The sequence below is a fragment of the Brevundimonas sp. genome, from assembly GCF_046295595.1.
Lineage (GTDB): Bacteria > Pseudomonadota > Alphaproteobacteria > Caulobacterales > Caulobacteraceae > Brevundimonas.
On the sequence record NZ_JBKBMX010000022.1, the window covers coordinates 18,410 to 42,680 of the forward strand.

Here is a 24,271-nt window from a genome sequence, read left to right on the forward strand (position 1 = left end):
CGTCATAGTTTCGTCACTCGAAAGCCGCCGCGCTTCAGCGCGGCCAATCTTTCGGAGGCGTTTCGGGGAGGAAACGTCCGCTCCGTAGAGAGCGAGAGAAGCCCGCCGCGACGTATCCCCCGCGGCGGGCTTTTTCGTGCCTGAAACCCCACGGCTTTCGTCGTCCGGCAAGCGGCGCAGCCGCGCAGACCGGGGGACCCAGCGGCGCCGAAGGCGATCTGTACAGACAGGCTGGTTTGTCAGCAGGTGCGCGCTCGACAGGTTCGCGCTCACGCGCGCCGCTGGGCCCCCCGGTCTCGTGCGCCTCGCCGGAGGATGACGAAAGCAGGGGCGCAGGGCCGGAACGAAAAAGGCCGGAGCGTCGCCGCCCCGGCCCTTCGCTGTTCGATGCGGCCGTCGCCTACCAGATGCGAACGCGGTCTTCCGGGGCGAGGTAGTATTTCGAGCCCGGCTGGACGTCGAAGGCCTCATACCAGGCGTCGATGTTGCGCACCGGGCCGATGACCCGGAACTCGGCCGGGCTGTGCGGATCGGTGGCGATCTGGTTGCGCAGGGCGTCGTCGCGATATTTCGACTGCCACACCTGGGCCCAGCCGTAGAAGAAGCGCTGGTCGCCCGTGACGCCGTCCAGCACCGGGGCCGGCTGGCCGTTCAGCGACAGGTGGTAGGCCTCGAGACCCACGGCCGTGCCGGCGGCGTCGCCGATGTTCTCGCCCATCGTCAGGTCGCCGTTGACCTTGAAGCCGGGGATCGGCTCGAACTGGTCGTACTGGTCGCCGAGACGGGTGGTCAGGGCGGTGAAGTTCGCCTTGTCCTCGTCGGTCCACCAGTTGCGCAGGACGCCGTCGCCGTCGGACTTGGAGCCCTGGTCGTCGAAGCCGTGGCCGATCTCGTGGCCGATGACGCCGCCGATGCCGCCGTAGTTGACGGCCGGGTCGGCGTCCGGATCGAAGAAGGGCGGCTGCAGGATCGCCGCCGGGAAGACGATCTCGTTATTGGTCGAGTTGTAGTAGGCGTTCACCGTCTGCGGGGTCATGCCCCACTCGTCCTTGTCGACCGGCTGGTTGAGGCGGGCCAGCTGGTAGTTCCACTGGAACAGGCCGGCGCGCTCGCCATTGCCGAACAGGTCGTCCGGGCGGATTTCCAGGGCCGAATAGTCGCGCCATTTGTCCGGATAGCCGATCTTGACGGTGAATTTCGCCAGCTTGTCCTGGGCCGCGGCCTTGGTCGCGTCGCTCATCCAGTCATAGGTGTTGATGCGATTGCCGAGCGCCACGCGCAGGTTGGCGACCAGTTCTTCCATCTTGGCCTTGGAGTCGGCGGGGAAATATTCCGCCACATACTGGCGGCCGACGGCCTCGCCCAGCATGCCCTCGGCGAAGCTGATGCCGCGCTTGTCGCGGGCGCGCTGCATCGGCTGGCCGTTCAGGTCGCGCGAGCGGAACTCCCACTGGGCGTCGGCGAAGCGGCGCGACAGGCGCGAGGCCCCGTCATCGGTGGTGTGGAAGGCCTGCCAGGCCTGGATCACCTCGATCGGCGTCTCGGCGTAGATGGCGGCGATCTTGGGCATGGCCGTGTCCTGACGGACGATCAGGCGCGGGACCTCGCCGACGCCGACGGCCGAATAATAGTCCTGCCACGGGAAGCCGGGCGCCTCGGCGGCCAGCTGGGCGATGGTGTATTCGTTGTAGGTCTCATCGCGGTTGCGGTTCTCGACCGGGGTCCAGTGGGCCTCGGCGATGCGCGTCTCGAAGGCGAGGATGGCGTCGGCGTTGGCGGCCGGGTCGTCCCAGCCGATCATCTCCAGCATGCGCTCGACATAGGCGCGGTACAGGGCCTTCTTCTCGGTCCAGCGCTCCTCCAGATAATAGTCGCGGTTGGGCAGGCCGAGGCCGGACTGGCCGGTCGAGACGACATAGCGCGTCGGCGCCTTCTGGTCGGTGGTGATGCCGGTGCCGAAGATGGTTCCGCCGATCCGGCCCTGGGTCGAGCCCATGTAGACCGCGGCCTTGTCGTGGGTGTCGGCGGCGCGGATGGCGTCGAGGTAGGGCTGCAGCGGCTGGGCGTCCAGCGCCTCGATCCGGGCCTCGTCCATATAGGCGCGGTAGGCGTCGGCGATCTTCTGCTCATCGGAGCCGGGCGCCAGGTCGGTGCGGGCCGCCAGACCGTCGATCATCACCTTGACGCGGTTGTCCGACAGTTCGCGCAGGAGGTTAAACGAGCCGTAGCTGGTACGGTCGGACGGGATCTCCAGACGGTCGAAGGCGGCGCCGTTGGCGTGGCGGAAGAAGCTGTCGCCCGGCGACACCGAGGTGTCGCGGCCGGCCAGGTCGAAACCCCAGGTTCCGTATTTCGGTGTCTCGACGCCCTGATAGCCCTGGACGGTCGCGCCCGGCGCGGGCGTCTGGAACAGTTCGAAGACGGTGCAGGATTCGTCGACGCAGGCGTGGTCGTGGCCGTCGGCGTCGAAATGCTGGGCCAGGGCGGGGGCGGCGGGCAGGAGCAGGGCGCCGACCGCGGCGCCGATAAGCAGCTTCTTCATCTGGGGTTTCCCTGGAATTGTCTTCCGGTTCCGGAAGTTCATCGGCGACCCTACGCGCGGCGGAGGGCCTGTCGTCTGAATTTTTTGTCATGATGAGCCGGAAACACGGACACGGCCGCGCTTGTCCCTGTAGGCTGCCGGCGATGGAGGGCGGATGACGGGTCACGGCGGCGCGGGCGGCGAATACAAGGATCTGGTGGTCTTTCTGGCCGCGGCGGGCGTCATGGTTCCGCTGTTCAACCGGTTGAAGATCAGCCCCATCCTCGGCTTCCTCGCGGCGGGCGTTCTGTTGGGCCCCGATGGCCTGGCGCGTCTCGCCGACAGCGCGCCCTGGCTGTCGTGGCTGACCATTTCCGACGCCGCCCAGATCCGCTCCCTGTCAGAGCTGGGCGTCGCCTTCCTGCTGTTCATGATCGGCCTCGAGCTGTCGTGGGAGCGGCTCAAGTCGATGCGCAAACTGGTGTTCGGTCTCGGCCTGACGCAGGTGGCGGCGTGCACCGTGGTGCTGGCGGCGCTGTTCATGCTGCTGGGCCAGACCCTCGTCTCGGCGGCGGTGCTCGGCCTCGGCCTGTCGCTCTCGTCCACCGCCGTCGTGATGCCGGTGCTGGCCGAGCGGGGGCGGGTGCAGACCGCCTCGGGCCGCGCCACCTTCGCCGTCCTGCTGGCCCAGGATCTGGCCGTGGCGCCGATCCTGATCACCGTCACCGTGCTGGCCGCCCTCGCCCAGGGCGGGGGCGAGATCGACGCGGGGACGCTGCGGACCGCCCTGCTGACCCTGGTGCCGGCGGCGATCGGCCTGGCCCTGCTGGTCGGGCTGGGCCGGCTGGTGCTGCGGCCGATGTTCCGCTCGGTGGCCCGGGCCAAGGCCCGCGGCCAGGGGCAGGAGATGTTCGTCGCCGCCAGCCTGCTGGTCGTGGTCGGCGCCGGGGTGGCGGCCCAGGCGGCCGGTCTGTCGATGAGCCTCGGGGCCCTGATCGCCGGCATCCTGCTGGCCGAGACCGAGTTCCGGCGCGAGGTCGAACTGTCGATCGAGCCGTTCAAGGGCCTGCTGCTGGGCGTCTTCTTCGTCGGCGTCGGCATCAGCCTCGACCTCGACGTCGTGGTCGCCAATCCGCTCGGCGTGTTTGGCCTCGCCCTCGCCCTGACGGCGATCAAGGTCGGCCTGATCTTCGGCGCGGCGCGGCTGTGGGGGGTCAAGACCAAGGCGGCGATCGAGACCGCGCTGGTGCTGGGCCCGGCCGGGGAGTTCGCCTTCGTCATCCTCGGCGCCGGCCTGGTCGAGGGCATCGCCTCCCCGGCCTTCACCGGCACCGTGCTGGTCGCCGCGACGATCAGCATCTTCACCATCCCGGCCATGGCGGCGATCGCCGGACGGCTGACCCGCGAGGCCCGGCCCGGCGTCCCCGACCTGCCGGAAGAGGCGCTGGAACCGTCCGACATCGACGACAAGGTGCTGATCGTCGGCTTCGGCCGGGTCGGCCGGCTGGTCGGCGAGATGCTGACCGAGCACGGCCAGCCGTATCTGGCGGTGGATTCCAATCCCGCCACCGTCGCCAAGGGCCGGACCGAGCGGGCCAATGTCTTCTATGGCGACGCCGCCCGCCCCGAGATGATGAGGCTGTGCGGCATCGACACCGCCCGGGCGGTGATCGTCACCATGGACGCCCCGGCCCAGGTGGACGAGGTGGTGACGACGGCGCGGATGCTGCGGCCCGACCTGATCCTGATCGCCCGCGCCCGCGATGAACGGCACGCCGTGCGGCTGTACCAGCTAGGCGTCACCGACGCCGTGCCCGAGACGACCGAGGCGGCGCTGCAGCTGGCCGAGAACACCCTCGTGGATCTCGGCGTGCCGATGGGGCTGGTGCTGGCCTCGATCCACGAGCGGCGCGACCGCTACCGCGTGCTGTTTCAGGATGCGATGCCGGACAACCAGCTCCGGCCCCGTCGCGCGCGGGCCCTGCGCTCCGCCTCGCGGACCTGAAACGGTCAAGATGTCGCGGCGTTAACCCCGGCGGTCATCGCCTCATTAATCTCCGCACCCCATTTTGGTCATCGTTGCGTGATGATTGCCCCTTTCGTCACAAGCGATGACACCTGCGGTCGCCCGGCGCGTTCCGCTATCCCCCCAACGCTTCGGCGGTCAGTTTCGATGGCGGCGCGAGCTGCTGTTTAGTCGAGTACCCGTTTATGCGAGATATCGCCCTGTCCCCCTCCCCCTCCGATTCCGAGACCGAAGTTGAGACCCCGCGTCTGAACCGTCGTCAGGCCGCCAAGGTCCGCACACGGCAGAAGGTTCTCGACGCCGCCCGCCAGCTGTTCGCCGAGCGCGGCTACGAGCCCGCCACCATCCGCGACATCGCCAAGGGCGCCGGCATGTCGACCGGCGCGGTGTTCGCCAACTTCCAGGACAAGGCCGAGCTGTTCGAAGCCGTGCTGGCGACCGATCTGGTCCAGCTGGCCGAAACGATGAAGGCCGCCGCCGCCGCCGAAGGCGCGGTCCGCGCCCGTCTGCTGGCCGCCCTCGGCGCCGGCTATCATGGCTCGCTGGAGCAGCTGCCGCTGGTCCAGGCCGTGATGGCCCGCTCGTGGTTCCAGCCGGTCGCCGCCGAGATGCGCACCCGCCAGGCCATTCAGCCGCTGGTCGCCGTCGTCACCGACACCCTGCAGGCCGGCGTGCGCGAAGGCGAGCTGCGCCAGGACGCCGACGTCCGCCTGCTGGGCGAACTGATCTACGCCGCCTTCCTGTCGAACTATCGTCAGGCGGCCTATGACGGCTGGGCCATGGAACAGCTGACCGAGCGGATGGCCAAGCAGGTCGACGCCATCCTCGCCGGCGTCATCTCGCGGCAGTAGGCGCGACCTTATCGGATACGGGAAAGGCCGCGACGTCGCCGTCGCGGCCTTTTTTTGGTCTCGCGTTCGGATCGGTCGTCGCCCTGCAGGATGGCCCGGCGACGGTCGCCGCCGGGCCACGGACCGGCCGGATCAATCGCCGAAACAGCTTTGCTCGATGAAGCTCTGCGCCGCCGCGGAAGCTTCAGACGGACTATGCCCGCCGTCGAACTCCAGGGCCGCGAATGGGGCGTCGGCCGCGCGGAGGGCGTCGACCAGCGGCTTGTAGTGATCCGCGAAAGGGGCGGCGGGATCGCGACGACCTCCAGCGACGAAGATCGGACGATCCGCCAGATCGGCGGCGCGCCGGGCGAGGCCGGACGTGGCCGCTTCGGCGGTGATGGCGTTCATGAAGCCATCGACGCCGTCCGGTCCAAAACGCGTAGAGGCGGGATCCTCGGCGAAGCTGTCCAGATCGGTCTTCCACGCCGCCCGGTATTCGTCGTCCGAGCCCCAGCGCGCGCCCACCACGCCCATGTCGGCCGGAACGAGGGCGACGGCGCACCGGACGGTGCGGTCATCCGCCGCCGTCTGCAGCGCGACCCAGCCGCCATAGCTGACGCCGAGCACGCCGATCTTCGCGGCGTCCGCCCCGCTGGTGGCGTCCTGCTTCAGCCAAGCGACGGCGGCCGCCCCATCCTCGCGCGAGTTATCCAGGCTGATGAACCCGCTCGAGGCTCCGGTGCCGCGATACTGGGGCAGCAGCACGGTGAAGCCGGCCGCCTGCAGGTCGGTGGCGATGCGCGGAATGTTCGGCCCGGCGGGGAAGCCGTTGAACAGCACGATCGCCGGACGGGCGCCCTCGCCGACCCCGTCCAGAACGCGGGCGGAAAGCGTCGTGTCGCCGGACGGTATCGACACGTCCCGGGCGGGCTCCTGGGCCAGGGCGATCGCGGGCAGGGCCAGCAAGGCGGCGGAAATGGCGATCGATTTCATGGGAGACCCGGACTGGAGGAACTGGCGGCGGGACGCCGCGAGCAGAGGCGCCCTCGTAGCGTCTCCCGGACAGTCCGGCAGCTTAAGCTTCTGTCATGACGTGGAATTCAAGGCGACGCGATCCGGGCGTCAGCCTCAGCTCTTCCAGCGCAGGGTCGCCGGCTTGACCGGGTTGGCGAACGCCCGCCCCTCGGCGCGGCTCTTTCCCCATTCGCGTTTGAGCTGCTGGTACCATTTCGCCTGTTTGTCGGCGTCGTCGATCCAGATCAGGGACGGGTCGTAGCGCAGCCCCTCGTTCTGCAGGTTCACCATGCCGCCGTCCTGTTTGAGGAAGGCGACCACGCCCAGCCGCAGGAACGGTTTGGCGAGAGCGAAGACCCAGTGGTCGGACCAGAAAATCTGGGTGATGCGCGTCCTCGTTTCGCTGACGGGCGTCAGGCAGGTCAGGGCCAGCACCTGCTTCTCGCCGACCTGGATATGCTCCCAGCGATAGCCCGGCAGGCGGAAGGTGATCTCGGTCGCCGGCGCGCCGCCGAGGATCTTGTAGGCCCGGCTGTTCGACGACGGCGCGTGGCGGACCATCGCGAAACCAAGCTCGCGCGGCTCAAAGGCCTTGGCCTTTTCGTGCATCGAATGCTCCGACCGCCACCACCACTGCTGATGCACATAGGGGCCGTGGGCCGGGTCCATCAGACCGACGACGGCGTGGTCGATGTGGGAGTCGAAATCCATCCATTCGACCAGTTTCGCCTCGCCCCCGACCACGCCGGGGAAGACCGGCGGCTCGTGGTCGGGTTCCGCCGGGTTGCGCGGGTCAGAGGCGACCCAGACGAAGACCATCCCCTGACTCTCGCGCACCGGATAGGACCGCACCCGGATGCGCCCGGGCTCATAGGCCTGATCCTCGACCAGCGACGGGATAGCGGCGCAGACGCCGTCGGGGCGGAAGCGCCAGCCGTGGTAGCAGCATTCGATGGTCTCGCCCTCGCCCGGCTTCTCGACCAGCCGGCCGGCCGACAGCGGCGCGGCGCGATGTGGGCAGATGTCGCGCATGGCGTAGGCCTGACCGGCCCGCGTCCGGCCGATCAGCACCGGCTCGCCCAGCAGCTCGTGCCGCTTCAGCGAGGCCGCGGCCACGTCGCGCGACAGGGCGACGAAATACCAGGTGTCGAGCACGAACCCCTTGCCGAAGGCGGCGGTCGGGGGCGCGGAGGCCGGCGAGCCGGCGGCGGCGGGAACGGAGGCGGGGGCGTCTGCGGGCGTCATGAGCGGCACTTTAGCGGGCCGGGACGATGAAGTCTTGACCAGGCGCAAGGGTTCGAGGCCACTGTGCCGACAGAACAGAAGCGGGCGCGCCGCCCGTCGTCGAGGATACACCCATGAAGACTTTCGCCGCCTTCAGCGCCGCCGCCGTCCTCGCCCTGGGCGCCGCCGCGCCCGCCCTCGCCCAGCATCACGGGTCCGAGGCCCAGGCGGGGCATGGCCACCACCACGCCGACTTCGAGTCCGGCCGCTTTCATGTCCGTGTCGACGGCCCCGCCGAGCCGGTCGGCGACGTCATCCTGATCCCCGGCCTCGCCTCCTCGCCCGAGGTCTGGGACGGCCTGACCGAGGAACTGAAGGGCCGCTACCGGGTCCACCGTCTCCATGTGCAGGGCTTCGCCGGCGCGGAGCCCGAGGACAATGCCGAGGGGCCGGTGGCCGCCCCGGTGGCCGAGGACATCGCCCGCTACATCACCGAGCAGGGACTGGAGAAGCCGGCGCTGATCGGCCACTCGATGGGCGGGACCATCGCCATGATGGTCGCCGCCCGCCACCCCGACAGCGTCGGCAAGCTGATGGTCGTGGACATGGTGCCGTTCATCGGCGCCATGTTCGCCGCGCCCGGGACCAATCCGACCGCCGAAAGCCTCGCGCCCACGGCGGAGGCGATCTACGCCAGCCAGACCACCGGTCCCGAAGACGCCTATCGCCAGCGGATGGCGACGACCGTGACCGGCATGATCCGGACCGAGGCCGCCCGCGCCGGCCCGCTTGAAGACGCGGCGACCAGCGACCGCCAGGTCGCCGCCTCGGCCTATCGCGAACTGATCCTGACCGATCTGCGCCCCGAGCTGGCCGCCATCACCGCGCCGACCCGGGTCCTGTACGTCGCCTTCGAGATGCCGGGCATGACGCCCGCCATGACGGACGGCATCTACAACGCCTCGTTCGCCACCCTGCCCGGCGCAAGCCTGAAGCGGATCGACGACAGCGCCCACTTCATCATGCTGGACCAGCCGGCCGCCTTCGCCGCCGAGGTGAACGCGTTTTTAGAATAGACCCCGCAACCGTCATGGTTTCGGCGGAAATGCCCTTCACGGTCGCGTGACGACGTGAGGGGCGTATGCGGGCGTCCGGTGAACGGCTAAGACCGGAGCCGGACAGGATGAGGTTTCAATGGCGGGTTCCGGCTTCAGCTTCGGGCGCGGCGACGGCGGGCAGCCGAAATCGGCGCGGACGCCCCTGCAGCGGCTGCTCTACTGGGGCGCCGTGCTGGCGGTATGGGCGATCATCTTCCTGGTCGTCTTCTTCGCCGTCTTCGCGCGCGACCTGCCCGACACCTCGACCCTGTACAATGTCGACCGCCAGCCCTCGATCACCTATCTGGATCGCAACGGGGCGCTGATCGCCGTGCGCGGCAGCCAGATGGCCCCGCCGGCCGATCTGGACGCCCTGCCCGACTATGTCCCCGCGGCCTTCATCGCCATCGAGGACCGGCGATTCTATCACCACCCCGGCTTCGACCCGGTCGGTATGACCCGCGCCGTCGCCGCCAACATGCGCGCCGGGCGCGTGGTCCAGGGCGGCTCGACCCTGACCCAGCAATTGGCCAAGAACCTGTTCCTGTCGCCCGACCAGAACATGAAGCGCAAGATGCAGGAGCTGATGCTGGCGGTCTGGCTGGAGATGAAATTCTCCAAGGAAGAGATCCTCGCCCTGTATCTGAACCGGGTCTATTTCGGCGCCGGGGCCTATGGCATCGAGGCCGCCTCGCAGCGCTATTTCGACAAGGGCGCCAAGGACCTGACGGTCGGCGAGGCCGCCCTTCTGGCCGGGCTGCTGAAGGCCCCGTCGCGCTATTCGCCGGTGTCCGAGAGCGAACGGGCGGCGACGCGCGCCACCGTGGTGCTGAACGAAATGGTCGAGGCCGGGGTGATCAGCCCCGAACAGCGCGCCCAGGCCGTGACCGAGCCGGTGCGGGTGTCGCGGACGCTGGCGAGTCAGCATGCGCAGTATTTTGTCGACTGGCTCGACAAGCAGATCCGGGAGCTGGTGGGCGAGCCGACCGAGGACATGATCGTCGAGACGACGCTGGATCTGACGCTGCAGACGTCGGCGGAACGGGCCGTCAGACGCATCCTCGACCGCGACCGGTCGAAGGGCGTGCAACAGGCGGCGCTGGTGGCGCTGGACGGCGAGGGCCGGGTGCGGGCGATGATCGGCGGCGCCTCATACGCCGACAGCCAGTTCAACCGCGCCGTCGACGCGCGGCGTCAGGCCGGCTCGGCGTGGAAGCCGTTCGTCTATCTGACGGCGCTGGAGAGCGGCTATACCCCCGAGACGCGGGTCAACGACGCCCCGATCCGCATCGGCAACTGGTCGCCGCGCAACTATTCCGGCACCTTCGCCGGCGAGATGAGCCTGGCCAACGCCGTGGCCCAGTCGACCAATACGGTGGCGGCGGCCATGGCCGACCAGATCGGCCGCGACAATGTCGCGCGCACGGCGCGGCGGCTGGGCATCACCTCGCGGATCGGGCTGGAGCCGGCCATGGCGCTGGGCGCGGTCGAGGTCTCGCCGATCGACATGGCCCAGGCCTATGACGCCTTCGCCAACGGCGGCAAGCGCGTCCGGGCCTATGGCATCAGCCGCATCCGCACCCCCCAGGGCCGGGTCATCTACCAGCGCGCCAGCCGCGAATCCGGGCCGGTGCAGGCCATCTCCAACCCCTTCCTCTACTACCAGAACCAGATGCTGCGCGGGGTCATGACCTCGGGCACCGGGCGCTCGGCGGCCATCGCCGGACGCGACACGGCGGGCAAGACCGGCACCACCTCCGACTACAAGGACGCTTGGTTCGTCGGCTACACCGGCGGCTTCGTCACCGCCGTCTGGGTCGGCAAGGACGACAATACGCCGATGCGCGGCGTCACCGGCGGCTCGTCGCCGGCGGCGATCTGGAAGGGCTTCATGGAGGCGGCCCTGCCGCGTCTGAACGCCCCGGCCATCCCCAACGGCCCGGCCATGCCCGAGGGCTGGCAGCCGCCCAGTCCGGTCGAGAACCTGATCGGCAGCATCGGCGACCTGTTCGGCGACAATCCGCCGGCCGACGAGGGCGTCGACCCGCTGGACGCGCCCCTGCCCGAACCGGAGCAGCCGCGACGCGAGCCGGCCCCGACGCGCGACGACGGCCCGGTCCTGCGCCCGACCCAGCCCCAGCCCCAGCCCGAACCGGCGCCGCCGCCGCAGAAGAAGGCCGACGCGCTGTTCTTCTGACCGGGACCGCGACGCGGCGCCCCTCTTCACACCGTCATCCTCGGGCTTGACCCGAGGATGACGGGGGCGGGAGGGGTGTCCATCGTGTGCCGTTTTCTTCAGCCGATTGCATGATCGAACTGGTCAGACTGCAGCCGCTTCCTGCGGTCGACTGTGGTCGAAATCGTCGCGAACTGGTCGGTTCGGCTACCGCCCCACCGCGTGCAGCGCCGGGCCGTTCTCGCGCAGCCATTTGCGGAACGGGCGGTGGTCGCCGACCAGCCGCTGGACCACCGACCAATAGGCCGGGCTGTGGTCGGCGTGGACCAGATGCGCCACCTCGTGGGCGGCCAGATAGTCGACCACGGCCGGCGGGGCCATGATCACGCGCCAGCTGTAGCGGATGGTGCGGTTGTGCGGGCTGCAGGAGCCCCAGCGGCTCCTGGTGTCGGCGATCGACACCTTCACCGGCCGCTGGCCCAGGGTGCGCAGATGATGTTCGGTCCGCTCGACCAGCACCTGCCGCGCCATCCGTTTGATCAGGTTCTCGACCCGGCGCGAGAAGGCGTCGCCCTCGCCGCCCGACTGGATCACCGGGCCGTCGGGCCCGTCGATCAGCCGCGCCGCGCCCGCGCCGCCGGTCGTCACCAGCCGCGTGTCCCGGCCGAACAGGGGCACCGTCCCGCCGGGCTCGAGCGGCGCGCCTTCAACCCGCTCGGCCAGCCGCTCGCGCATCCAGCCGGCCTTGGTGCGGGCGAAGGCGACGACCTCGCCCAGCTTGCGCTCGGAGGGCGCGACCAGCACCGCTTCGCCGGCGCGGCCGTCGATGCGGATCGACAGACGGCGGGCACGCGGATTGACCGACAGCCGGGCCGGGACGCCGACGGCGTCAGGCGGCAGCCGCTGCCCGTTCCGGTACTGCACTGATGGCCTCGTTGCTGGCGATGAAGTCGCGCACCCGCGGATAGATGTCGTCGCGGAAGCGGCGGCCGTTGAAGACGCCGTAGTGGCCGACCTCGGGATGGACGTACAGGGTGCGCCGCTTGTCCGGAATGGCGGTGCACAGGCCGTGGGCCGCCTGGGTCTGGCCGACGCCCGAGATGTCGTCCCGCGCCCCCTCGACGGTCATCAGGCCGATGTCCTTGATCTTGGCCAGATCGACCTTGCGGCCGCGGTGCTCCAGCAGGCCGCGCGGCAGCAGGTGCTGCTGGAAGACGATGTCGATCGTCTGGAGGTAGAATTCCTCGCTCAGGTCCAGCACCGACAGGTATTCGTTGTAGAATTCCTCGTGCTTCTCGACCTCGTCGCCGTCGCCGTTGACCAGGTTCTGGAAATATTCGTGGTGGGCGTCGCGGTGCCGCGCCTCGTTCATCGACATGAAGCTGTAGAGCTGGACGAAGCCCGGATAGACCCGCCGGCCGAAACCCGGATAGGGCCAGGGCACGGTGTGGATCATGTTCGACTTGAACCAGGCGAAGGGTTTCTCCTCGGCCAGTTCATTGGTCACCGTCGGCGACAGCCGGGCGTCGATCGGCGAGCCCATGAAGGTCATCGACGCCGGCCGGTTCGGATCCTTGTCCTCGGCCATCAGGGCGCAGGCGGCCAGCACCGGCGGTCCCGGCTGGCAGACGCCGACGACATGGGCGCGCGGCCCGATCACGCCCAGCATGGTCCGGACGTGGTCGATATAGTCGAAGAAGTCGAACCGCCCCTCCAGCATCGGCACCTGCCGGGCGTTGACCCAGTCGGTGACATAGACGTCGTGGTCCTGCAGAAAGCCCTCGACCGTGCCGCGCAGCAGGGTGGCGTAATGGCCCGACAGCGGGGCGACGATCAGCACCGCCGGGGCCGCGGTCGGCTTGCCGACCCGTTTCAGATCACCGATGTGGCGCGCGAACCGCACCAGCCGGCACCAGGGCGAGGACCAGACGACCTGTTCGGTCGTGCGCACCGGCTTGTTGTCGATATTGATCACCTCCAGCCCCCAAGCCGGCTTGCCGTAGCGGCGGGTGACGCTCTCGAACAACTCGGCCGAGGCGAAGGCGGTGCGGCCGACGGCGGTGTCGGCGGCCGGATTGAACGGAGAGCTCCAGAACTGGCGGGCCATCTGGGCCCCGAACCGGAACGGCGTCGCCGAGTGGTAGGCGAGCTCGTGAAGCGAATACAGCATGCGTGTCCTGGGACGGCCCCCGCCGGTATATGGCAGGGCAACATAGAACGCGCCGCACTGCAAAAAGATTTATTCGGCAGTAGGCATCAAACACGTCAAATATAATGACAATCATCATTCGTTGGTGGTGTTAGCGCCGCTTCGCCCCACCGCCCTCTTGTGCGGACAAAGAGAGAACATTATATCAACGGTCGTTGACGTAGGACTTTTTAAGCGAATTGCCCTAGTCGGCGAATCGGGCTGGTCGCTGGGGAGGAGCGTTTGGCTACTCCTCAGATTCCGATCAGCGTTTGCGAACGGCTCATAGAAGCTGCGAGTAGACCGTGCCCCGTTCCGGTCGCGGCGCCAGCAGCGCCACAGCCAGAGTGGGACGCGCTAGCAAACTCATTTGCGTCTCTAGGCGCGGCGTTCGCTTGGGGTTCGCTGATCTTTGCCTTGATTGCCCTCTTGGGGGGCATCGCTTGGGCAAAGCTAGTGCGCGGTCAGGCGAAGGACGAGGCCAAGCGGTGTGCCGAGGAGACAGTTCGAGAGTGGCTTAACAAGGAAGCCCCGGGGATCATCCGCCAGCACATTGACTTGCTGAAGGACACAAGCCTCGGGACCGATGATGACGATAAGGCGGCTGACGAGATAGGAAAGGAGGCCGGATGACTATGCAGAACCCCAGCCCAGTTTCTTTGATCGGGCGCTATACTCAGAACATCCCGGTGGATGTCTATAGCCTGCTTGGTGAGATCGGGCTCGGTCCCGACTTCATCGACATGGACGATGACGTCTCCGGCTGGATCGAACGCCGCCCAGATGGAAGCTACAGGGTAGCGATTAATTCGCGCCACCATCGCGTCCGTCAGCGGTTCACCGCCGCTCACGAACTTGGCCACTTCATCTATCACCGCGACCTTCTCGGAAACGGGGTAGGAGACACTCGTGCCTATCGAGCAGAGGGCAGCGGGCGACCGAACCCTTCCATCCTTCCTACGCATGAGAGGCAAGCCAATAGCTTTGCCGCAAATCTTTTGATGCCGAGGGATCAGATCTATCGACAGATGCAGCTTGGCCTTCAAAGCACAGAAGCCTTGGCCAACCTATTCGATGTGTCGCAGCCCGCCATGCGCATTCGTCTAGGCCGGGCCGGTTAGTCGTCCAGCCTGATGCTAGTCACCCCGACGGCGACCAAGCACTGGACGAAGAGGGCTGCGGTAAAGCCGCCCCGCGCGATCTTGCTGGCGATGTCCGCTCGCTCTCCGGGACGCCCATGGCTGTCAGCTTCTCCGCCAGTTCACGGCAGCTAACGCCCCGGCGCTTTAGTTCGGCTTTCAGCAGGTTCTTGACGCGCGGGATCCAAACGTCAGCCATATAACTTCCTCGAAACCGATCAGTTTGTCCGGTGTTTTCCTCACCGACGACGATGCGGGATAACCGCATATCCGCGATACAACACCCTATTAAGGGCGGTTCCGCATCCGACGGCGATGCGGCCGAGACCCCCTCCACCGCTTCGCGGTCCTCATCCCCCTGCGGGCGGGGGCTGAGTGATTTCGTCTAGCCGCGGGCCATCGCCCGTTCGATCACCGCGGCGGACCGTTCGGGGCCCAAGTCCTCGGCTACGGCCGTGCGGAACTGGCCGTCCGGGCCCATCAGATAGACGGTCAGCGAGTGGTTCATCGTATAGTCCTCGCCCTCTCCGACCTTCTGGAAATAGGCCTTGTAGGCGTCGGCGGCGGCGCGGATCCGGTCCGGCGTCCCGGTCAGGCCGATGACGCCCTCGGGGAAGCCGTCCGAGGACAGATAGTCCTTCATCGCCTGCGGCGTGTCGCGCTGCGGGTCGACGCTGATGAAGACGATCTGCATGTCCTTCGCCTTGTCGCCCAGCCGCTGCTTCGTCGCCTCCAGCGCCTGCAGCGTGGTCGGGCAATAGTCCGGGCAGTAGGTGAAGCCGTAGAAGACCAGCGACCATTTGCCCTGCAGCATCGTCTCGTCGACCGGTTGGCCGTCCTGGTTGATCAGCTGGAACGGGCCGCCGACGTCGGCCTGACCGGTCGAGATCACCTCGCCCGGTTGGGGCGCTCCGGGCGAGCGGCTGACCATGATCAGGGCGACCACGAGCAGGGCCGCGGCGATGGCGGCGCAGGCGCCGGCGAACAGCAGGATGGAACGGCGCGGCATCATGACCCCGGCGGAAAACGCGCCATGCCGGCGCGCCGAGGTCTATAGAAGAGGCGTGAGCCAGACCCAAGAGCCCCCGTCGCCGCAGTTCGCGCCCGTCCCCGCCGCCACCGATGGCGGCGGCCGCTTCGCCAGCTGGCGCAATGCCCCGCGCCGCAGCCGGGGGCTGTCGCTGCGGACTCTGGTGATTCTGCGCTGGATGGCCATCGCCGGGCAGAGCGCCACCATCGCCGTGGCCACGGCCTGGTTCCATTTCGACCTGCCGCTGTGGGGATGTCTGGCGGTGATCGCGGCCAGCGTGGCGATGAACCTGAACGCCACGGCGCGGCTCAAGCGCAGCGACGGTCCGGCCTCCGACGGCACGCTGACGGCGGCCCACCTCGGCTTCGACATCCTGCAGCTCAGCGCCCTGCTGGCCCTGACCGGGGGGCTGCAGAACCCCTTCTGCCTGCTGCTGGTGGCCCCGGTGACCGTCGCCGCCGCCTCCCTGCCGGGGCGTCAGGCGGCCTTGATGGGGCTGATGGTGCTGGCCGCCACCATCGCCCTGTTCTTCTTCTCCATGCCCCTGCCGTGGCAGGCGGGGACCGAGCTGGAGCTGCCGGCCCTCTACCGGTTCGGCACCGGCCTGGCCCTGATCACCGGCGTGGTCTTCACCGCCGCCTACGCCTGGCGGGTGGCGGCGGACGCGGAGAAGCTGGAGCTGGCCCTGGCCACGACCCAGGATGTGCTGCAGCGCGAGCAGCGGCTGGCCGCCCTCGGCGGGCTGGCGGCGGCGGCGGCGCATGAGCTGGGCACGCCGCTGGCGACCATCCAGGTCGTGGCGCGCGAACTGCTGCGGGCCTCGCCCAGGGACGGCCCGGCGGCCGAGGACGCGGCCCTCATCCTGCAGCAGGCCGAGCGTTGCCGGGACATACTGAAACAGCTGTCGCAGCAGCCGGGGGAGGGCGATGCGGCCTTCGCCGACGTCGGGCTCAAGGCTCTGCTGGAGGAGGTCGTCGAGCCGCACCGGGGCTTCGATCTGGCGTTCGAGGTTTCCGTGCGCACCGCCTCGGGCGAAGCCGCCCCGCGCGTGCGCCGCCTGCCCGAGGTGGTGCACGGCCTGTCGACCCTGGTCGAGAACGCCGCCGACTTCGCCAACAGCCGGGTGCGGGTCCAGGCCCTGGTCGACGCCGGCTTCATCGAGATCGAGGTGGTCGACGACGGCCCCGGCATTCCGGCCGACATCCTGCCCCGTCTGGGCGAGCCCTATGTGACCAGCCGACCGCAGGGCAAGGCGCGCCGCGCCCTCGCCGCCCAGATCGCCGCCTCGGTGGCCGCCGCCGCGCCCGGCCGCAAGAGCCGCAAGAAGGCCAGGTCGGACCCGGCGCCCGAGACCATCGCCCCCAGCCAGGGCGGCATGGGACTGGGCTTCTTCATCGCCCACACCCTGCTGGAGCGGACCGGCGGCAAGGTTTCGGTCGGCGCCGGCGACGGCGGCAAGGGCCAGCCGCGCGGCGCCCGGGTGTCGATCCGCTGGCCGCGGCCCGCGCTCGAGGTGGCGCCGTCGTGATGTCGCACCCCCGGGCTGAACCTTGACCGCAGCCGCGTCGTTACCGACTTGAGGTTCAAGGAGAACATCGATGCCCGAGAGCGAAGACCGGATCGCCGCCCTGGCGGACAAGACCCTGCTGTTGCTCGACGACGACAACGCCCTGCGCACCCGGCTGGGCCGCGCGCTTGAGAGCCGCGGCTTCGAGGTGGTGACGGCCGGTTCGGTCGCCGAGGCGCGCGAGGCGCTGCGCACCGCCGTTCCGGCCTTCGCCGTGCTGGACATGCGGCTGGAGGACGGCAACGGCCTGAAGGTGGTCGAGGCCATCCGCGAGCGGCGCGAGGACGCCCGCATCGTCATGCTGACCGGATACGGCGCCATCGCCACCGCCGTGGCGGCGGTCAAGGCCGGGGCGGTCGACTATCTGCAAAAGCCGGCCGACGCCGACGACGTGGTCAAGGCCCTGCTGATGACCGGCGAGGCTCCCGAGCCGCCGGACAATCCGATGAGCGCCGACCGGGTACGCTGGGAGCATATCCAGCGCGTCTACGAACTGTGCGACCACAACGTCTCGGAGACGGCGCGGCGGCTGGGCATGCACCGCCGCACACTGCAGCGGATCCTGGCCAAGCGGGCTCCGCGCTGAGGCTTCCCAGCTCCAACAAAAAGGCCCCGGTGTTTCCACCGGGGCCTTCTGCATTTCAGACGTGACGTCGCGTCTTAACGACGGCTGCGACCGCGGTCGCGATCACCGCCGCCGCCTTCACGCTTGGGACGGCCGCCGGTGTCGTCCGACAGGGCCGGCTCGCCGCGTTCGGCGCGTTCGGCGTTGATCTTGTCGGTGATGTCCTCGCCGGTTTCCTGATCGACGACCTTCATCGACAGCTTGGTCTTGCCGCGATCATCCATGCCGATGAACTTGACCTTCACTTCCTGACCTTCGCTCAGGACGTCGGCTGGGTTGGCGACGCGATCCAGGGCGATCTGGGACACGTGGACCAGGCCGTCCTTGGCGCCGAAGAAGTTCACGAAGGCGCCGAAGTCGACGACCTTCACGACCTTGCCCGAGTAGATCATGCCGGGCTCGGGCTCGGACACGATGGAGGTGATCCAGGCCTTGGCGGCGTCGATCTTCTCCTGCTCCGAGGCGGCGATCTTCACCGTGCCGTCGTCCTCGATGTTGATCTTGGCGCCGGTCTTTTCGACGATCTCGCGGATGATCTTGCCGCCGGTGCCGATGATGTCGCGGATCTTGTCGGTGGGAACCTTGATCGACTCGATCTTGGGCGCGAACTCGCCCAGCTCGGTGCGGGCGCCGTCGATCGCCTTGTCCATCTCGTCGAGGATGTGCAGGCGGCCGGCCGAAGCCTGGGCGATCGCCTTGCGCATGATCTCTTCGGTGATGCCGGCGACCTTGATGTCCATCTGCAGGCTGGTGATGCCTTCGCGCGTGCCGGCCACCTTGAAGTCCATGTCGCCGAGGTGATCTTCGTCACCGAGGATGTCGGACAGGATGGCGAACTCGCCCGAGGGCTCGAGGATCAGGCCCATGGCGATGCCCGAGACCGGGCGAACCAGCGGCACGCCCGCGTCCATCAGCGCCAGCGACGATCCGCAGACCGTGGCCATCGAGGACGAACCGTTGGACTCGGTGATCTCCGACACCAGACGGATGGTGTAGGGGAAATCTTCCGCCGACGGCAGCATCGGACGGATCGCCCGCCAGGCCAGCTTGCCGTGACCGATTTCCCGACGGCCCGCGCCGCCCATCCGCCCGGTCTCGCCGACCGAATAGGGAGGGAAGTTGTAGTGGAGAAGGAATTTCTCCTTGTACGTCCCGGCCAGGGCGTCGACGTACTGTTCGTCCTCGCCGGTGCCGAGCGTGGCGACGACGATGGCCTGGGTCTCACCGCGGGTGAACAGGGCCGAGCCGTGGGTGCGCGGGAAGATGCCGACTTCCGAAACGATGTCGCGGACCTTGTCGAGGGCGCGGCCGTCGACGCGGTGGCCGTTGTCGATGATGTCGCGACGCAGGACGTGGGCTTCGCATTCCTTGAACGCCGCGCCGAATTTGGCGCTCTCGACGCCGTCCGGGTTGTCGTCGGTCTTGACCAGCTTCTCGGCGGCCTTCTTCTTGGCCGTGTCGACGCCCGTGCGGCGCTCGTATTTGCCGGCGTGGGTGTAGGCGGCCTTGATGTCCTCGCCGACCAGCGACTGGATCGAGGCGACGATGTCCGAGACGTCGTCGGCCTGGAAGTCGAACGGCTCCTTGGCGGCGTGCTCGGCCAGGTCGATGATCGCGTCGATCACCGGCTGCATGCCGCGATGCGCGAACATCAGGGCGTTGAGCATGATCTCTTCCGACAGCTCTTTCGCTTCGGATTCGACCATCATCAGGGCGTCCTGGGTGCCGGCGACGACGAGGTCGAGGTGGCTGTCAGGCATCTGGTCGAGGGTCGGGTTGAGCACGAACTCGCCGTCGACATAGCCGACGCGGGCGCAGCCGATCGGACCCATGAAGGGCACGCCGGAAATGGTCAGGGCGGCCGAGGCGGCGATCATGCCCAGCACGTCCGGGTCGTTCTCCATGTCGTGCTGCAGCACGGTGACGACGACTTGGGTCTCGTTCTTGAAGCCCTTGACGAACAGCGGGCGGATCGGGCGGTCGATCAGACGGGAGACCAGGGTCTCCTTCTCGGTCGGACGGCCTTCACGCTTGAAATAGCCACCCGGGATCTTGCCGGCGGCGAAGGTCTTTTCCTGGTAGTTGACGGTCAGCGGGAAGAAATCCAGGCCCGGCTTGGGCGCGCGACCGTAGACGACGGTGGCGAGAACGACGGTCTCGCCGTAGGTGGCCAGAACAGCGCCGTCGGCCTGACGGGCGATGCGGCCCGTTTCGAGGGTCAGCGGGCGTCCGGCCCAGTCGATCGTCTTGCGTTTGATATCGAACATTTTTCTCTTTCGTATCCCGCGGGCGGATTCCGCGCGGGGTCCCATCAGTGGGTGGAGCGTCGGGCGTTCAGTCCTTCGGTCCGTGGATCGCCGCGCCATCGCGACAGACCCGGGAGGTGTGAGGACCGGTATGCAGCCCTCGCGTCATGCGCCTTGGAGTCCCGAGGCGCGCGGGTGGTTCTGGATGCGGAACGAGGCGCGGGCATGACACCCGCGCCTCGAAAAACTCTTCCGCTCGTCCCCGTCGCCTTAGCGGCGCAGGTTCAGCTTGCCGATCAGCGCCGTGTAGCGCTCGCGATCGACCTTCGACAGGTGGTCAAGAAGGCGACGACGCTGCGAGACCATCTTGAGCAGGCCGCGGCGCGAGTGGTTGTCCTTCTTGTGTGTCTTGAAGTGTTCGGTGAGGTTGGCGATGCGTTCCGAGAGGATCGCGACCTGGACCTCGGCCGAGCCGGTGTCGCCTTCGGTGCGGGCGTTGTCGGCGATGACTTCGTGTTTGCGTTCAGCAGTAATCGACATCGGGCATACTCCTATTGGAGGTTAAATACGCGGTCGGGTTCCAGCCGGCCGGCCCGCAACTGACCGAGAGCGACGAGGGTCTGGCCCTGAAAGGCTGAAACGGTTCTGGAACCCTCCCGAAGGTGGCTCTTGAGCGTTTCGACCTGTCGGGGGAGCAGAACGATAGGTCGTCCCTGACGAAGCGAGAAGGCGTCCTGATCCGTCACGGCCAGCTCCGGGATGTCGTCCAGGGCGGTCGCGACGGGAAGCAAGCCTTCCGAGGCGGCGTCCCTATGCACCAGATCGGTCAGGAAATCCAGCGTGACGGCGTTTTCCGTCGAGAACGGCCCGACCCGCTCGCGGCGCAGGGCCGAAACATGTCCCTCGGCCCCCAGCATGACCGCCAGATCGCGCGCCAGCGAGCGCACATAGACGCCCTTGCCCGTGCGCATGGTGATCTCGACATGGTCGGCGTCGGGCGCGTCGGTGACCGCGGCCTCGTGGATGGTCACCCGCCGGCTGGCCAGTTCGAACTCGGCCCCTTCGCGGGCCAGATCATAGGCGCGTTGGCCGTCGACCTTGATGGCGCTGAACTGCGGCGGGACCTGATCGATCTCGCCGACGAAGGCGGGCAGGGCCGCGCGTACCGCCTCGACGTCGGGCCGCACCTCGGACCGCGCCGTGATCTCGCCCTCGCGGTCGAGACTGTCGGTTGAAATTCCCCAGTTGATGGTGAAGCGATAGACCTTCTGCGCCTCCATCATGAAGGGCACGGTCTTGGTCGCCTCGCCCAGGGCGATCGGCAGAATGCCCGAGGCCAGCGGGTCCAGCGTCCCGGCATGACCGGCCTTCTGGGCGTTGAACAGCCGGCGCACCTTCGACACCGCCTCGGTCGAGCCCATCTCCAGCGGCTTGTCGAGGCAGACCCAGCCGTTGACGACCTCGCCGCGCTTCTTGCGCGCCATCAGGCGTCGTCGTCGGGCAGGGGCTTGAACACATCGGCCTGGACACGCGGATCGTCCAGCAGCCGGTTGAGCCGCTCGGCCGCCTCGAAACTGACGTCGTGGCGGAAGCGCAGGTCGGGGGTGAAGCGCATGTCGATATGCCGCCCCAGCGCCCCACGCAGGAATTTGGCGTGGGCGTTCAGCGCCTTGACGATCTCGTCGACATGGCCGCCGACGTCGGTCGTATCGACGCCCGCGCCCAGCGGCTCGACGAAACAGGTGGCGTGCTTGAGGTCCGGCGACAGCCGCACCTCGGTGACGGTGACCGACACCCCGACCAGGGCCGGGTCGCGGATCTCGTTCTCGCGCATCACCTCGACGAGGGCGTGGCGGATCATTTCCGAGGCGCGCAGCTGGCGCTGGCTGACGGTCCCGGCCTTGGGATTGGGTTTGCGGCTGCTCATGACACTGTCCTCGTCGCCTGCCGGGGCTCGGACCCGGCCTGAAAAAGCGAAGGGCGGGGGTCTAGGCCCCGGAGGCTGCGCTGTCCAGAGACGCTGACCGGCCAAAACCCGTGGACAAGCCCAGCCCGGCGCCCGCGCCCCCGAGCGAGCCCACCAGCAGGGCGACCGGAAACTCTGCCGCGAAATCGGCAATGGGCAGAATCCCGAATCCAGCGACGCTCCCGAGAAGCGCACCTACGAACATCATCGGGACGGGACCGAACCAACCCCGGATATTCAGCAGCAGGGCGACGGGCCAGCCGACCAGCATCACCCCTACGAAGGCCGGCAGCGCGCCGAGAAAGAGGGCGAACGGCGCTGTGAACAGCCAAAGGATCAGTCCGGAGAAGAGGCCAGCGAACGGACCGCCCGGCAATCCGTTCCTGGACAGCATCGTCCAGAGAATAAGGCCGAGTGACCCGCCAAGGGCCCCGCACGCAGAAGCGGACAGAGTCGTCAGGGCGGCGCGACGGAACGACGGCTGGGGACGGGTGTTTGCGGCGGACATGCGGCCACCCTGCCATCCCGTCGTTAAGGGGCGGTTTGCTCCGCACGGTCCATGGCGGCGACCAGTTCGGACGAGACGATGGACCGGGCCGGCCGCACCGGCAACCCCGCGGCGTTGAGTACGCCCGCCGTCCAGTGGTTGCACAGACGGACGATCGAGAAATGCTCACGGCTGGCGAAGAAGCGGGCGTCGTCGCCTTCCCGGGCGGCGGCGACCCGAGGCGACCCGGTCGACAGGTCCAGCGACCGCTCGACATGCGCGGCCAGGGCATCGAAGCCGGCGGGCGTGACGCGGACGCTGCGCCGCCGCTCCTTTGCGAACAGGGCCCGGGGGTCGCGCTGGACCGGGTCGAGCATGATCACCGACCGGTTGCCGGGCCGGAAGAAGGCCCGCGCCCCGTCCGGCAGGCGGCTCTCCATCGGGCTCTGGTCGACATAGAATTTGGCGTCGCCCCAGCCAATCAGGATCCAGTCCCCGGCCGGCAGGCCGCGCACCGCCCCGGCCAGAGGTCCGCCGCGCGCCTCCAGCGCCGCGCGCGGCACGGCCAGATCGGTGTGGAAGCCGTTGTCGAGCAGATGCAGCTCCACGCCGGGCGCATCGGCGGCGGCGCGCCAGCGGATCGGGTCGCCGGGCGTGGTCCAGGTCCACAGGGCGGCGACCAAGCCGACGAGGGCGGCCGCGATCAGGGCGCCGAGGCCGGTGCGGGAACGGCGACCGCGCCTCATCGGACCGGGAAGCTCCACACGCCGCACAGGGCCGCGGGCGGGGTGTCGGGCCCGACCGTACCGGTGCGGAACAGCATCAGCTCGGTCCGGTCCGGGCGATACAGCAGGGCGGCGACGCCGGCGGGCTCGCCGCCGCACAGGGTCAGCGGCGGGACCGGCTGGCCCCGGGCCGGGGCCACGACCTCGCGCAGTTCCACTTGGGCGTCGGCCGGCGCACTCAGCCGCGCCGCAAAGGTCTGGCCGGGGGCGAAGCTGTCGCGTCCCCGGGCGATGCGCAGCGGGCGGGTCCGGATGCTTTCGCCCGTCCCGAAGCGCAGCTCGGCGCCGACCAGCGCCAGCGATCCCGCGGCGGGGGGCGCGACGCCGGGGGCGGACCGGGTCCCGTCGGCGGCGACCCCATCGTGCACCGGCGCTGCGGGCGGTGCAGCGCGCCACGAGGCGGCCTGCCGGGCGACCTTGGACCTCAGCTCGCCAAATCCGTCCGCCGCGCCCGAGGACAGGCCGGCGGCCCAGTCAGCCACCCGGCGCGCGGCGGGCCCGGCCTCCGCCCGCACGGCGTCCACGGCGGCGACCGTATGCTTCTGCTCGATGGCCAGCAGGAACAGCACCAGACAGACGAACGACAGCACGCCGGCGAGGCGCTTCATTGCGGTCGGGGGGCGGGCCGTGGCGGCGGTCATGGCCGCAACCTAGCGAGGGCGGGCGGGCAGGTGAACGCCTATCGCCCGACAGGGGCGCCGGAATCTTCGGCGACGCCCGTGCCCGGCGGCAGGGCCCATTCGCCGCGCCAGGCGTAGGACAGCTGGACGCAGTGGCGGAAAGTCCCGTCCGACCAGCGGCCGACGGCGTGCAGGGTCAGCGGGCGGCCCATGCGGACCCGGCCCATCACCAGCCAGACCTCGTCCGAACTGGGGCACAGGGCGCGCGACAGACCGCGACCGTCGCCCTCGGGAGCGATGGCGTAGACCGACGTCTCGCGGGCGCCATCGGGCAGGACGCGGCGCACGGCGTCCGGGCCGCCGCGCCGGATCTCGGCCGAGCCGCGCTGCGAGGTGGAGATGATCCGCCGAACGCTGATGGCGCCGAACAGGCCGCGGTCGGCCTCCAGCGTCACGCCCCGGGTCAGGGCCTGGGTGACCCGGTCGGAGGCGTCAAACGCCAGATAGCGGGTCTCGGCCATGGCCGGTCCGGCGATGGAGAGCAGGGCGGCGATGATCAGGAGGCGGCGCATGCTGGTTTCATCCCCAATGCATAAGGCGAAACGACGGCGCTTCTCCCTCCCCGTCCCGGGGAGGGTGGCCGAGCCATGGGCGAGGCCGGGTGGGGGCGGCGGATGGAGCCGCGGCCCCCCCGGCGGGCCGGCGGCCCCCACAGAACACCCCCCGA

General features: G+C 68.9%; 22 protein-coding genes and 1 pseudogene. 8 read left to right on the forward strand and 15 right to left on the reverse strand.

Annotation, left to right across the window (positions count from 1 at the left end):
• Nucleotides 1-400 precede the first annotated feature (400 nt).
• Entirely contained in the window at nucleotides 401-2,542 is a 2,142-nt protein-coding gene (locus ACK4JY_RS13000) for a M13 family metallopeptidase (protein ID WP_409606373.1), read from the reverse strand.
• 154 nt (nucleotides 2,543-2,696) lie between these two features.
• Here ACK4JY_RS13000 and ACK4JY_RS13005 point away from each other — a divergent pair, with 154 nt between their 5' ends.
• Both ACK4JY_RS13005 and ACK4JY_RS13010 read left to right on the forward strand, forming a co-directional pair.
• Nucleotides 2,697-4,526, forward strand: coding sequence for a cation:proton antiporter (locus ACK4JY_RS13005; RefSeq protein ID WP_409606375.1), 1,830 nt, complete (start codon nucleotides 2,697-2,699; stop codon nucleotides 4,524-4,526).
• A 206-nt stretch (nucleotides 4,527-4,732) separates the two neighbouring features.
• Nucleotides 4,733-5,398: a TetR family transcriptional regulator gene (locus ACK4JY_RS13010; protein ID WP_409606377.1), complete on the forward strand. Its 666-nt coding sequence runs from the start codon at nucleotides 4,733-4,735 to the stop codon at nucleotides 5,396-5,398.
• 132 nt (nucleotides 5,399-5,530) lie between these two features.
• Here ACK4JY_RS13010 and ACK4JY_RS13015 read toward each other — a convergent pair whose 3' ends face one another.
• Together ACK4JY_RS13015 and ACK4JY_RS13020 are read right to left on the reverse strand one after the other, a co-directional pair.
• On the reverse strand, nucleotides 5,531-6,373 hold the full coding sequence (locus tag ACK4JY_RS13015) for an alpha/beta hydrolase family protein (RefSeq protein WP_409606379.1): 843 nt from the start codon (nucleotides 6,371-6,373) through the stop codon (nucleotides 5,531-5,533).
• 135 nt (nucleotides 6,374-6,508) lie between these two features.
• On the reverse strand, nucleotides 6,509-7,639 hold the full coding sequence (locus tag ACK4JY_RS13020; RefSeq protein ID WP_409606381.1) for a Rieske 2Fe-2S domain-containing protein: 1,131 nt from the start codon (nucleotides 7,637-7,639) through the stop codon (nucleotides 6,509-6,511).
• A gap of 113 nt (nucleotides 7,640-7,752) precedes the next feature.
• On the opposite strand from ACK4JY_RS13020, the gene ACK4JY_RS13025 reads away from it, so the two are divergent.
• Together ACK4JY_RS13025 and ACK4JY_RS13030 are read left to right on the forward strand one after the other, a co-directional pair.
• On the forward strand, nucleotides 7,753-8,694 hold the full coding sequence (locus tag ACK4JY_RS13025; RefSeq protein WP_409606383.1) for an alpha/beta fold hydrolase: 942 nt from the start codon (nucleotides 7,753-7,755) through the stop codon (nucleotides 8,692-8,694).
• A gap of 118 nt (nucleotides 8,695-8,812) precedes the next feature.
• Nucleotides 8,813-10,912: a transglycosylase domain-containing protein gene (locus ACK4JY_RS13030; protein WP_409606385.1), complete on the forward strand. Its 2,100-nt coding sequence runs from the start codon at nucleotides 8,813-8,815 to the stop codon at nucleotides 10,910-10,912.
• 186 nt (nucleotides 10,913-11,098) lie between these two features.
• Here the strand turns inward: ACK4JY_RS13030 and ACK4JY_RS13035 are convergent, their stop codons facing one another.
• Together ACK4JY_RS13035 and ACK4JY_RS13040 are read right to left on the reverse strand one after the other, a co-directional pair.
• A complete protein-coding gene (locus ACK4JY_RS13035; protein WP_409606387.1) occupies nucleotides 11,099-11,815 on the reverse strand; it encodes a M48 family metallopeptidase in 717 nt (238 codons plus the stop codon).
• On the reverse strand, nucleotides 11,781-13,061 hold the full coding sequence (locus ACK4JY_RS13040; RefSeq protein ID WP_409606388.1) for a polyhydroxyalkanoate depolymerase: 1,281 nt from the start codon (nucleotides 13,059-13,061) through the stop codon (nucleotides 11,781-11,783). The genes ACK4JY_RS13035 and ACK4JY_RS13040 overlap by 35 nt, the downstream gene beginning before the upstream one ends.
• Before the next feature lie 435 nt (nucleotides 13,062-13,496).
• On the opposite strand from ACK4JY_RS13040, the gene ACK4JY_RS13045 reads away from it, so the two are divergent.
• Complete coding sequence (locus ACK4JY_RS13045; RefSeq protein WP_409606390.1) at nucleotides 13,497-13,712, forward strand: hypothetical protein; 216 nt, start codon at nucleotides 13,497-13,499, stop codon at nucleotides 13,710-13,712.
• Nucleotides 13,709-14,200: an ImmA/IrrE family metallo-endopeptidase gene (locus tag ACK4JY_RS13050; RefSeq protein ID WP_409606391.1), complete on the forward strand. Its 492-nt coding sequence runs from the start codon at nucleotides 13,709-13,711 to the stop codon at nucleotides 14,198-14,200. The genes ACK4JY_RS13045 and ACK4JY_RS13050 overlap by 4 nt, the downstream gene beginning before the upstream one ends.
• Here ACK4JY_RS13050 and ACK4JY_RS13055 read toward each other — a convergent pair.
• Nucleotides 14,197-14,486 (reverse strand): annotated as a pseudogene (locus ACK4JY_RS13055) (DUF6471 domain-containing protein). The gene ACK4JY_RS13050 and the pseudogene ACK4JY_RS13055 sit on opposite strands and share 4 nt — an antisense overlap.
• A gap of 117 nt (nucleotides 14,487-14,603) precedes the next feature.
• Nucleotides 14,604-15,230, reverse strand: coding sequence for an SCO family protein (locus ACK4JY_RS13060; RefSeq protein WP_409606392.1), 627 nt, complete (start codon nucleotides 15,228-15,230; stop codon nucleotides 14,604-14,606).
• Between the two features lie 52 nt (nucleotides 15,231-15,282).
• Between ACK4JY_RS13060 and ACK4JY_RS13065 the strand changes: the two genes are divergently transcribed.
• Nucleotides 15,283-16,776, forward strand: a complete 1,494-nt coding sequence (locus tag ACK4JY_RS13065) for an ActS/PrrB/RegB family redox-sensitive histidine kinase (RefSeq protein WP_409606394.1) — start codon at nucleotides 15,283-15,285, stop codon at nucleotides 16,774-16,776.
• A 70-nt stretch (nucleotides 16,777-16,846) separates the two neighbouring features.
• Entirely contained in the window at nucleotides 16,847-17,401 is a 555-nt protein-coding gene (locus ACK4JY_RS13070) for an ActR/PrrA/RegA family redox response regulator transcription factor (protein ID WP_409606396.1), read from the forward strand.
• A gap of 74 nt (nucleotides 17,402-17,475) precedes the next feature.
• Here the strand turns inward: ACK4JY_RS13070 and pnp are convergent, their stop codons facing one another.
• The 8 genes from pnp to ACK4JY_RS13110 all read right to left on the reverse strand — a co-directional run bounded on the left by pnp (nucleotide 17,476) and on the right by ACK4JY_RS13110 (nucleotide 24,116).
• Nucleotides 17,476-19,707, reverse strand: a complete 2,232-nt coding sequence (gene pnp / locus ACK4JY_RS13075; protein WP_409606398.1) for a polyribonucleotide nucleotidyltransferase — start codon at nucleotides 19,705-19,707, stop codon at nucleotides 17,476-17,478.
• 249 nt (nucleotides 19,708-19,956) lie between these two features.
• Entirely contained in the window at nucleotides 19,957-20,226 is a 270-nt protein-coding gene (gene rpsO / locus ACK4JY_RS13080; RefSeq protein ID WP_409606400.1) for a 30S ribosomal protein S15, read from the reverse strand.
• Nucleotides 20,227-20,237: 11 nt separating this feature from the next.
• Nucleotides 20,238-21,170 carry a tRNA pseudouridine(55) synthase TruB gene (truB, locus tag ACK4JY_RS13085; protein WP_409606402.1) on the reverse strand — a complete coding sequence of 311 codons (933 nt, stop codon included), beginning with the start codon at nucleotides 21,168-21,170 and terminating at the stop codon, nucleotides 20,238-20,240.
• Nucleotides 21,170-21,613, reverse strand: coding sequence for a 30S ribosome-binding factor RbfA (rbfA, locus tag ACK4JY_RS13090; RefSeq protein ID WP_409606404.1), 444 nt, complete (start codon nucleotides 21,611-21,613; stop codon nucleotides 21,170-21,172). Before rbfA ends, truB begins: the two co-directional genes overlap by 1 nt.
• Before the next feature lie 61 nt (nucleotides 21,614-21,674).
• Nucleotides 21,675-22,046, reverse strand: coding sequence for a hypothetical protein (locus ACK4JY_RS13095; protein ID WP_409606406.1), 372 nt, complete (start codon nucleotides 22,044-22,046; stop codon nucleotides 21,675-21,677).
• A gap of 137 nt (nucleotides 22,047-22,183) precedes the next feature.
• Nucleotides 22,184-22,885 carry a DUF2459 domain-containing protein gene (locus tag ACK4JY_RS13100; protein WP_409606408.1) on the reverse strand — a complete coding sequence of 234 codons (702 nt, stop codon included), beginning with the start codon at nucleotides 22,883-22,885 and terminating at the stop codon, nucleotides 22,184-22,186.
• Nucleotides 22,882-23,565 carry a hypothetical protein gene (locus tag ACK4JY_RS13105; protein WP_409606410.1) on the reverse strand — a complete coding sequence of 228 codons (684 nt, stop codon included), beginning with the start codon at nucleotides 23,563-23,565 and terminating at the stop codon, nucleotides 22,882-22,884. Before ACK4JY_RS13105 ends, ACK4JY_RS13100 begins: the two co-directional genes overlap by 4 nt.
• 38 nt (nucleotides 23,566-23,603) lie before the next feature.
• On the reverse strand, nucleotides 23,604-24,116 hold the full coding sequence (locus ACK4JY_RS13110) for a hypothetical protein (protein ID WP_409606412.1): 513 nt from the start codon (nucleotides 24,114-24,116) through the stop codon (nucleotides 23,604-23,606).
• Nucleotides 24,117-24,271 lie beyond the last annotated feature (155 nt).

Coding starts and splice junctions, on each gene's coding strand:
- ACK4JY_RS13020 (WP_409606381.1), bottom strand. CDS start 7,639: ATGACGCCCGCAGACGCCCCCGCCTCCGTTCCCGCCGCCGCCGGCTCG.
- ACK4JY_RS13100 (WP_409606408.1), bottom strand. CDS start 22,885: ATGAGGCGCGGTCGCCGTTCCCGCACCGGCCTCGGCGCCCTGATCGCG.
- ACK4JY_RS13040 (WP_409606388.1), bottom strand. CDS start 13,061: ATGCTGTATTCGCTTCACGAGCTCGCCTACCACTCGGCGACGCCGTTC.
- ACK4JY_RS13005 (WP_409606375.1), top strand. CDS start 2,697: ATGACGGGTCACGGCGGCGCGGGCGGCGAATACAAGGATCTGGTGGTC.
- ACK4JY_RS13110 (WP_409606412.1), bottom strand. CDS start 24,116: ATGCGCCGCCTCCTGATCATCGCCGCCCTGCTCTCCATCGCCGGACCG.
- truB (WP_409606402.1), bottom strand. CDS start 21,170: ATGGCGCGCAAGAAGCGCGGCGAGGTCGTCAACGGCTGGGTCTGCCTC.
- pnp (WP_409606398.1), bottom strand. CDS start 19,707: ATGTTCGATATCAAACGCAAGACGATCGACTGGGCCGGACGCCCGCTG.
- ACK4JY_RS13000 (WP_409606373.1), bottom strand. CDS start 2,542: ATGAAGAAGCTGCTTATCGGCGCCGCGGTCGGCGCCCTGCTCCTGCCC.
- ACK4JY_RS13025 (WP_409606383.1), top strand. CDS start 7,753: ATGAAGACTTTCGCCGCCTTCAGCGCCGCCGCCGTCCTCGCCCTGGGC.
- ACK4JY_RS13010 (WP_409606377.1), top strand. CDS start 4,733: ATGCGAGATATCGCCCTGTCCCCCTCCCCCTCCGATTCCGAGACCGAA.
- ACK4JY_RS13105 (WP_409606410.1), bottom strand. CDS start 23,565: ATGACCGCCGCCACGGCCCGCCCCCCGACCGCAATGAAGCGCCTCGCC.
- ACK4JY_RS13015 (WP_409606379.1), bottom strand. CDS start 6,373: ATGAAATCGATCGCCATTTCCGCCGCCTTGCTGGCCCTGCCCGCGATC.
- ACK4JY_RS13070 (WP_409606396.1), top strand. CDS start 16,847: ATGCCCGAGAGCGAAGACCGGATCGCCGCCCTGGCGGACAAGACCCTG.
- ACK4JY_RS13060 (WP_409606392.1), bottom strand. CDS start 15,230: ATGATGCCGCGCCGTTCCATCCTGCTGTTCGCCGGCGCCTGCGCCGCC.
- rbfA (WP_409606404.1), bottom strand. CDS start 21,613: ATGAGCAGCCGCAAACCCAATCCCAAGGCCGGGACCGTCAGCCAGCGC.
- ACK4JY_RS13095 (WP_409606406.1), bottom strand. CDS start 22,046: ATGCTGTCCAGGAACGGATTGCCGGGCGGTCCGTTCGCTGGCCTCTTC.
- ACK4JY_RS13050 (WP_409606391.1), top strand. CDS start 13,709: ATGACTATGCAGAACCCCAGCCCAGTTTCTTTGATCGGGCGCTATACT.
- rpsO (WP_409606400.1), bottom strand. CDS start 20,226: ATGTCGATTACTGCTGAACGCAAACACGAAGTCATCGCCGACAACGCC.
- ACK4JY_RS13030 (WP_409606385.1), top strand. CDS start 8,813: ATGGCGGGTTCCGGCTTCAGCTTCGGGCGCGGCGACGGCGGGCAGCCG.